We start from the raw sequence: 1717 nt of genomic DNA, 5'->3' as shown, positions 1-1717 counted from the left end.
AGTCGTTCCCGTTACTCCTGCTCCTGTCGCTCCAGTGACTCCGTCTGCACCCGTTGCTCCTGTTGCTCCACTTGCCGCGAGCTGCGTATAATCCGGCGATGTGTCCGGCGTACCTGTCGGTGGCGCTGTGTTTACGATATAAGTGCTGCCGTTATACGTTACCACTTGACCTACTGGGTACGTTGGTGCCGCTAGCGGATCAAACGCAACGATGCCGCTTAAGCCTACTCCCGTTGCTCCGGTAGTTCCGGTTACACCAGTTAAACCCTGTATGCCTGTCGCTCCGGTAGCACCCGCTACCCCAGTTCCCGTTGCACCTGTAGTTCCGGTTACACCCAATCCTGTCGCACCCGTCACCCCGTCAGCACCCGTTGCTCCTGTTGCTCCACTTGCCGCGAGCTGCGTATAATCCGGCGATGTGTCCGGCGTGCCTGTCGGTGGTGCCGTGTTTACGATATAGGTGCTGCCGTTATACGTTACCACTTGACCTACTGGGTACGTTGGTGCCGCTAGCGGATCAAACGCAACGATGCCGCTTAAACCTACTCCTGTCGCTCCGGTAGCTCCAGTTACACCCAGACCTGTCGCACCCGTCGCCCCGTCTGCACCCGTTGCCCCTGTTGCTCCACTTGCCGCGAGCTGCGTGTAATCCGGTGAAGTATCCGGCGTGCCTGTCGGTGGTGCTATTGTTACGATATAAGTGCCGCCGTTATACGTTACGACTTGACCTACTGGGTACGTTGGTGCCGCTAGCGGATCAAACGCAACGATGCCGCCTAAGCCTACTCCCGTTGCCCCGGTAGCTCCAGTTACACCCAGTCCCGTTGCACCAGCAGCCCCGTCTGCTCCCGTAGCTCCTGTTGCCCCGCTTGCCGCTAGCTGCGTGTAATCCGGTGAAGTATCCGGCGTGCCTGTCGGTGGTGCTGTTGTTACGATATAGGTGCCGCCGTTATACGTTACGACTTGACCTACTGGGTAAGTTGGTGCCGCTAGCGGATCAAAAGCAACGATGCCGCTTAAGCCTACGCCCGTTGCACCCGTAGCGCCGGTTACACCTGTTCCTGTCGCTCCTGCTGCTGCAATAAGCGTGTAATCTAGAGAAATGCCTGGCGTACCTACTGGCGAAGGCGTATTAACGACATACGTGCTGCCATTAAACGTTACGACCTGACCTACTTGATAACCAGGTGCCGCTAGCGGATCATAAGCAACGATACTGTCTAAGCCTGCGCCTGTTGCGCCAGTAAACCCGGTTTCCCCAGTAGATCCAGTCGCTCCCGTCACACCGGCCCCTGTTGCCCCAGTCGTTCCCGTAGCCCCTGCGCCTGCCAGAAGTGTGTAATCAAGTGAAATACCCGGCGTTCCTACCGGAGAAGGCGTATTTACAACATAGCTGCTTCCATTAAACGTAACGACTTGACCTACCTGATAACTAGGCGCTGCAAGCGGATCGTAAGGAACTACGCCATCGAGTCCGGCACCGGTAGCACCCGTTTCTCCCGTTGGTCCTGGCAATCCGGTTGCTCCGGTTACACCTGCTCCTGTCGCACCTGTAGTACCTGCTGCACCGGCAGCTGCTAGCAGCGTATAGTCAAGCGAGCTGCCTGGCGTTCCTACCGGAGAAGGCGTATTTACAACATAGCTGCTTCCATTAAACGTAACGACTTGACCTACCTGATAACTAGGCGCTGCAAGCGGATCGTAAGGAACTACGCCA

Annotated in this window: 1 pseudogene; it reads right to left on the bottom strand. The window is 57.0% G+C overall.

From position 1 onward, the window contains the following. Nucleotides 1–1717, bottom strand: a pseudogene (locus tag AC0YN3_RS33065) (hypothetical protein); the annotation flags it as partial.

The sequence above is a fragment of the Paenibacillus sp. J22R232 genome (assembly GCF_056269165.1).
The sequence above is the reverse complement of the archived record's forward strand: the minus strand, read 5'-3'. Positions and strand labels throughout refer to the sequence as shown.